This is a genomic window from Intrasporangium sp. (genome assembly GCF_030452765.1).
GTDB lineage: Bacteria > Actinomycetota > Actinomycetes > Actinomycetales > Dermatophilaceae > Intrasporangium_A.
The window spans coordinates 1-6,291 of sequence record NZ_JAKDLO010000221.1; the positions used below are offsets into that span (position 1 = coordinate 1).

Genomic DNA, 6,291 nt, shown 5'->3' on the forward strand with positions numbered 1-6,291 from the left:
AGCACCCCCTCCGCGCCCTCCGCAGCACGCCCGTCGGCCGCGACATGCCAGCGACGGTCCGGTGTGCGCTCGTCGGGTCGCGCGGCCGCTCGTCCTGCTCCGCGGGGACATGGACGCCCTGCCGGTGACCGAGGAGACCGGGCTGCCGTACTCGTCGGAGGTGCCGGGGCGGAATGCACGCCTGCGGGCATGACGTGCACACGACCGCGTTGTGGGGGCGCTGTCGATGTTGCACGCCCACCGCGACGACCTCGTCTCGGACGTGGTCTTCATGTTCCGGCCCGGAGGCGTCGGTCGGCGCGAAGTGGATGATCGAGGGCGGTGTCCTCGAGGTCGCCGGCCGTCGACCGGACGCAGCCTTCGGCTTGCATGTCTTCTCCGGGATGCTGCCGCACGGCCAGTTCGCCACGCGTCCCGGGGCCTTCATGGCCGGCTGCGATGACATGCGCGCGGTGGTCACCGGGCAGGGCGGGCAGGGGTCGTCCCCGCACCTGGCCAAGGACCCGGTCCCGGTCGCGTACGAGATCACAGTCGCACTGCAGACCCACGTCAACCGGCGCTACTCCTGGTTCGAGCCGATCGTGCTGACGGTCGGCAAGATCGCCGCCGGGACGGACTCGGCCGTCATCCCGGCAACCGGCGAGCGGCCTGACGATCCGCACCTTCTCCGAGGAGACCCAAGGCCCGCGCCTGTGCCGAGGTCCCGCGACTCATCGAGGGGATCGCGGCAGCGCACGGCCTGTCAGCCGAGGTCTCCTGCCCGCCGGACTATCCGGTGACGATCAACGACCCGGCCGAGACGGCCTACCTCGTCGAGACGATCACCGAGTGCTTCGGCGCGGACGCCGTCACCGAGCGGGACGAGCCGCTTCCCGGTTCGGAGGACTTCTCGTCGGTGCTGCGCGAAGTGCCCGGCGCCTTCGTCATGCTTGGTGCCGGGATTCCTGGTCACCCCGAGGAGACGAACCACTCGCCCCGCGCGACCTTCGACGATGCCGTACTCCCCCCCGGGCAGCGACGACGCTCGCGATGTTGGCCTGGCGCCGCGGCCGAGAAGGCTGACCGCGTCAGTCGCGCAGCAGACCCACACCCGGCTGCGCCCGATGTCCTCCAACCGGGCGACACCGTGTTTGGCCCGGCTCAGCCGGCATGCGCGTCGACCGAATGCTCCGAGCGCATCCCGGTGCTGCGCCGGGCTGCCTCCACCACGACGAGGACGATGAGGTTGGCGACCAACCCGAAGATGCCCACGCTGATCGCCCCCGGCGCGGTGAGCCAGAACGTGCAGAGGATGACGACCAGCAGGCCTGCGAGCAGCCCGGCGGTGACGCTCCGGCCGCTCACCTGCTTGGGCAGGAACGACGCCAGGGCAATGGCCGGCGCGAGCTGGTCGAGTCCGCTGAAGGTGATCAGCAGCAGGTTCGCCAGCAGGTTCGGCATGACGAGGGCCAGGACCAGGGCGAAGAAGGTGGCCACCACTACGGTGACCTGGGTGATCGTGAACTGTCGTCGCTCGGAGCTGGTACGGAAGATGTTGCGCGAGACGAGGGTCGACATACCGATCAGGAGCGCCGCGGAGGGCACCATGGCTGTCGCGATCCCGGCGACGGCGGCCAGTCCCATCACTCACTCGGGGAACGCCTGCGCCGACAGGTGCAACAGGGCGGCACCCGGGTCGGTGTTGGCACCGAGGATGACGAACGCGACGTAGCCGAAGATGAGTGGCAGCACGATCATCGAGTTGTACAGCGGCAGCCACAGGTAGTTGGGTCGCAGCACCCTCGAACTGCGGGCCGACATGATCGGCGGCCAGGTGTGGGGCAGCGTCATGAACATCACCCCGATCATGCTGATCGCCATGTTGGAGATGAACCACGGGATGCCGAACACGCCCGTGCCCTACACGTGCAGCATCTCGGGTGCCTCTCCTGCACCTCGTGGAAGACGTTGGTGAAGCCGCCGGTGAAGTGGATCGGCACGCCGATGCACACGACCAGCAGCACGATCAGCATCAGGGCGTCCTTGAAGTACGCGGTCGTGGCGACGCCCCGAAGGCCGGACCACAGCACGAACGCGACCACGAGGATGAAGCCGACGATCATGCTCCAGGTCTGGGAAGCGTCGCTGCCGGTCACCAGCTGCACGATCAGAACCAGACCGGTGATCTGCAGCCGCAGGTAGGGCAGCAGGAACACCACGCCCGCGATGGCGGCCAAGACGCCGAGGCTGCCAGAGCCGTAGCTGTCCTCGAGGAAGTCGGCCTGGGTCAGGTACCCGCGAGCCCTGGCCCGCCGCCAGGTCACCGGTGCGACGAAGTAGAGGACGAGGTAGCCGAGCGGAACGTACGGCATGGAGTAGAAGACCGCGGCTCCCCCAGCCACCACCAGGCCGGCGGCCCGAGGAAGGTGACGGTCGTGAAGATCTCGCCCGCCTGTAGCAGCCAGGTGGTCGCGACGCCGAACGAGCGTCCACCGACGGTCCAGTCAGTGATGTCCGCGTTCGGGTGGCGTCGACCGAGGAAGCCGAGGAACGCGATGAAGAGCATGCCGACCAGGACGACGGCCTCGAGTGTGGTCATGCGAGCTTCTCCCCGTCCCTGCGCCGCTCCGCCTCACGCTGGTCTGCTTCGCGGGCCGCCTGGTCGTCGAGGCGGTCCTGCTCGTCGTCATCGGTCCGGGTCTGTTCGATGAACACCAGCACGAGCACGACCAAGGCGCTGCCCGGGACCGTCGTCCACCACAGGATCGTCGGCAGGCCGAGCCACAGGTGCGGGCCGTTGAGCGCCGGCAACCACTGCAGCAGGTACGCGCACACCGGTGGCGTCGCCAGTGCCAACCCCCACAGGACCTTCATCCGAGCGGATGGGGCCTTCGCAAGTACGGGTCTGACATCGGGCTTCCCGTCCCACCGGCCGCGGCCGGCGTCGTGAGCCGGAACTGGGTCTGCCGCAGCAGCGGGGCGCGACCCCGTGTCATCCTCCACGCGCACGGCCTGGTCCGCAATAGGGAGGTGGAGGCCAGGGCGGCGCAATGTGGGCGCAAGATCGGTCTTGGCATTCCGAAGACCCACGCTGATCGCCCCGGTAGGAGTGACGGCTCGTTTGTCACCGCCGGGGACCCCTTCCGTGAGTCACATATCCACAGTTTGACCGACCGATCCGGCACCGGCAGGATCGCACGATGAGCCGTCATTGCGTCTCGAGGGGTTCGCTGGCTGCACGCCGGTCCGTTTCGGTCCAGGGGAACGGTCGTGCCGTCGGCGCAGACGACCTGCCCCGCACGCAACGCGGAAGCGGCCAGGTCGGCGAGGTGGCAGGGACTCGTCGGCGGCGCCGGGGCTTGACCTGTGCGACCGTCTCGGTCGCCTGTCTCGTCCTGACCGGCGGCGGGGCAAACGCGGCGGGGCGGCAGGGCTCCCAGCTCCGGCTCGAGGGTTCCCCAGTCCTGGAAGCTACCGCTGGTGGTACCTGGGAGCGGGTGGGTGGACCCGACCGATATGCCACCGCGGTAGCCGTCAGCCAGCGACGATTCCCGAACCCCTTGGCACGCAACACGAAAGTGGTCATCGTGTCGGGTGAGGACTTCCCGGACGCCTCGGTCGCAGCCGCCATCCCCGCCTTGGACGACCTCCGGAGTGGCTCGACCATGCTTCTGGTCAAGAAGCAAGGCATACCCCCGGTCGTGGAGGCTGAGCTGCGCCGGCTCCATCCCGAGGAGATCTCGATCGTCGGTGGCCCGGGCGCCGTCTCCGAGGGCGTGGCCACGTCGCTGCGCACCGTCACGGGTGTCGCACAGATATCGAGGTTCGCCGGCGCGGATCGGTACGAGACGTCAGTCAAGGTGGCGACGCCGCTGTTTCTCTGGATGGAGGGCTACGAACCGGGCAGGGTGTTCATCGCCTCCGGCGAGGATTTCGCGGACGCGGTGACGGCCGCCCAGCTCAACCCGTTGCAGAACTCCTCGGGTGTTGCAGCCCCTGTCCTGCTCACGCGACGCGACTCCCTGCCACCGTCAGTTCGGGACTATCTTCGAGACCAGCCGCCGTGGATGGAGGACCAAGAGGTCGTCGTCGTCGGAGGTCCCGGTGCCGTGAGTGAACGGGTCGCTGCCGAAATCCGCACGCTGCGCCCCGAAGCCAAGTTCACCCGCCTTGGCGGTAAGGACCGCTACGAGACGGCCGCGAAGGTGGCGAGATCCCGTGCCGAGCAGCCTGCGCACGTCTACCTGGCGACAGGTCGAGACTTTCCAGACGCGCTGGTGGCGGCCTCAGCGGTCAGCGGAGATGTGGCAGCCTCAGTGGCCAGCGGAACTGCGTCGCGAATACTGCTCACACTCAAGGACTGTCACCCGCTGAGCACCGCGGCAGCCTTGACGGCCTTCCCGCTGGCGGCCAGGACCGTCGTCGGGCAGGCCGACGTCGCCTACCTCGGAACCCGTGCCTGCCCGTAACTCCCCGCTGCGCCAGCTCACGCCGGAGCCAGGGCGCGGCGCAGGGCCGGCGCGAGATCGGTCTTGGCGCCGGACTCCGAGTCGACCCAGACATACGTGATGACGAGCGTCGCGGTGAGGATGGGTTGCTCGCCCGCGCGCCAGATCTCGTGGCGCAGCGTGAACGACGAGGCCCCGACCCGCTCGACCGAGACCCGGATCTCGGCCCGGTCGTGCGGCTGCAGGCTTGCGACCCAGTCGATCTCGGCATGCCGGACCAAGGCGTTGCCCCGCTCCGCGGCGAAGTGTGCCGGGCCGAACCCGGCCTGCCCGAGGAAGGCCCACTTCGCGTCCTCGCACCACGTGAGGTAGTGCGAGTTGAAGACGACGCCGACCATGTCGATCTCGGAGAACTTGATCGCGACGGGATAGCTGAACGACACCTTGGATCCTCTCGGCGACGAGTCGGTGGGATGGGCAGCCGGATCAGGTCCGATCGGCATCGGCGCGGTGCCGAACGGCCGTGACCTCCACGATCCGGTGAGCGTCGTCGAGAAGATACAGGATGCGGTACGTGTCACGGCGCGCGGTCCCGGCGGACGACGCGTCAGGCCGGGGCGGCCGGCTCGAGGACCGCGACGCACTCGACGTGGTGGGTCATCGGAAAGGCGTCCCAGGCCTCGAGGTGAGCCAGCCGGTAGCCGTGGGACGCGAAGGTCTTCACATCGCGGGCCAGGGCGGCCGGGTCGCACGCGACGTAGACGACCCGCCGCGGCGCCATACGGGTGAGCGAGGCGACGACCCGCGCGCCGGCGCCGGCCCGGGGCGGGTCGAGAACGGCGAGGTCCGCCGTGATGCGCTGCGCGACGAGGACCTCGAGGTGGCGCTCGACCCGGCCGACCCGCCATTCGACGCACGGGAGGTCGGCGCAGTTCTCGGCACCGGCGCGGACCGCCCGCTCGTCACCCTCCACCCCGAGCACCGCTCCCGAGGCCCCGACGAGCTCGCCGAGCCTCATCGTGAACAGCCCCGCCCCCGCGTAGAGGTCGAGCACGTGGTCGCCCGGCCGCACGCCCAGGTGCGCCATCACCCTCGCGAGCAGCGTGCTCGCCGCCCCCGGATGGACCTGCCAGAACCCCCGCGCCGGCACGACATACTCGCCGACCCAGTCACCGTCCCGGACGAGCTCGCCGACGATTCCCCCGTCGCCGCGGCGCTCGCCCCCGACCGGCACGAGGACCGGGTCCTCGGGGTAGGCCGCGTCGACGACCTCGACGGCGCTCACCCCGGCCCAGTCGGTGTCGAGCACCCCGGTCGCGATGACGGCCTGCGTCGCGATGAGGCAGTCGTCGACCGGTACCACACGACGGGACCGGTACCCGCGCAGCCCCGCCCGCCCATCGCCGTCGACGGCGAGCTCGACCCGCGTGCGCCAGCGGAGCCCGTCACGGTCCCCCGGGACCGGCTGCACCTCGACGTCGATCTCGAGACCGGCGAGCCGGGCGAACTGCTCCCGCACGACGGTGGCCTTGAGCTCACGCTGATGACTCACCGAGACGTGCTGGAAGTCGCAGCCACCGCACTGGCCGGGCACGGCATACCGGCATGGGCGTTCGATCCGGTGCGGCGATGCCGCCAGCACCTCGACCGCATCGGCCCGCACATAGCGGTCACCCACCCGGCCTTCGGTGACCCGGGCCCGGACGCGCTCACCGGGAAGGGCGTGACGCACGAAGACGACCTGCCCCTCGTGCCGGGCGACGCAGTGTCCCCCGTGAGCGACCGGCCCGACCTCCAGATCCCACTCCGAGCCCACCAGGGGCGGGGCGTCCCCGGGTCGCTCTCGGGGCCTGCGGTCGCGGCT

General features: G+C 69.9%; 9 protein-coding genes and 2 pseudogenes. 4 read left to right on the forward strand and 7 right to left on the reverse strand.

The window, feature by feature from the left end; translation table 11 throughout:
* From L0H79_RS19745 to L0H79_RS22330, 3 genes and pseudogenes are all read left to right on the forward strand, one after another.
* Positions 1-193, forward strand: a pseudogene (locus L0H79_RS19745) (hypothetical protein); the annotation flags it as partial.
* Complete coding sequence (locus L0H79_RS19750) at positions 174-779, forward strand: M20/M25/M40 family metallo-hydrolase (protein WP_301486353.1); 606 nt, start codon at positions 174-176, stop codon at positions 777-779. The pseudogene L0H79_RS19745 and the gene L0H79_RS19750, both read left to right, overlap by 20 nt.
* Positions 776-955 (forward strand): annotated as a pseudogene (locus L0H79_RS22330) (amidohydrolase); the annotation flags it as partial. The gene L0H79_RS19750 and the pseudogene L0H79_RS22330, both read left to right, overlap by 4 nt.
* A gap of 185 nt (positions 956-1,140) precedes the next feature.
* Here L0H79_RS22330 and L0H79_RS19755 read toward each other — a convergent pair.
* From L0H79_RS19755 to L0H79_RS19775, 5 genes are read right to left on the reverse strand one after another with little or no spacing between them, the layout of a single operon-like run.
* On the reverse strand, positions 1,141-1,623 hold the full coding sequence (locus L0H79_RS19755) for a hypothetical protein (RefSeq protein WP_301486354.1): 483 nt from the start codon (positions 1,621-1,623) through the stop codon (positions 1,141-1,143).
* Positions 1,624-1,626: 3 nt separating this feature from the next.
* Positions 1,627-1,860 carry a hypothetical protein gene (locus tag L0H79_RS19760; protein WP_301486355.1) on the reverse strand — a complete coding sequence of 78 codons (234 nt, stop codon included), beginning with the start codon at positions 1,858-1,860 and terminating at the stop codon, positions 1,627-1,629.
* Positions 1,845-2,351 (reverse strand): hypothetical protein, encoded by a 507-nt coding sequence (locus L0H79_RS19765; protein WP_301486356.1) that lies wholly within the window; start codon positions 2,349-2,351, stop codon positions 1,845-1,847. Before L0H79_RS19765 ends, L0H79_RS19760 begins: the two co-directional genes overlap by 16 nt.
* Entirely contained in the window at positions 2,300-2,578 is a 279-nt protein-coding gene (locus L0H79_RS19770; protein WP_301486357.1) for a hypothetical protein, read from the reverse strand. The genes L0H79_RS19765 and L0H79_RS19770 overlap by 52 nt, the downstream gene beginning before the upstream one ends.
* The gene (locus L0H79_RS19775; RefSeq protein WP_301486358.1) at positions 2,575-2,853 is read right to left on the reverse strand and encodes a hypothetical protein; all 279 of its coding nucleotides are present in this window, start codon (positions 2,851-2,853) and stop codon (positions 2,575-2,577) included. The genes L0H79_RS19770 and L0H79_RS19775 overlap by 4 nt, the downstream gene beginning before the upstream one ends.
* Before the next feature lie 326 nt (positions 2,854-3,179).
* Here L0H79_RS19775 and L0H79_RS19780 point away from each other — a divergent pair, with 326 nt between their 5' ends.
* Positions 3,180-4,448 (forward strand): cell wall-binding repeat-containing protein, encoded by a 1,269-nt coding sequence (locus L0H79_RS19780; protein WP_367652500.1) that lies wholly within the window; start codon positions 3,180-3,182, stop codon positions 4,446-4,448.
* A 17-nt stretch (positions 4,449-4,465) separates the two neighbouring features.
* Here the strand turns inward: L0H79_RS19780 and L0H79_RS19785 are convergent, their stop codons facing one another.
* Positions 4,466-4,870, reverse strand: a complete 405-nt coding sequence (locus L0H79_RS19785) for a thioesterase family protein (protein WP_301486360.1) — start codon at positions 4,868-4,870, stop codon at positions 4,466-4,468.
* A 164-nt stretch (positions 4,871-5,034) separates the two neighbouring features.
* On the reverse strand, positions 5,035-6,291 hold a 1,257-nt coding region (locus tag L0H79_RS19790), incomplete at its 5' end, for a class I SAM-dependent RNA methyltransferase (RefSeq protein WP_367652501.1).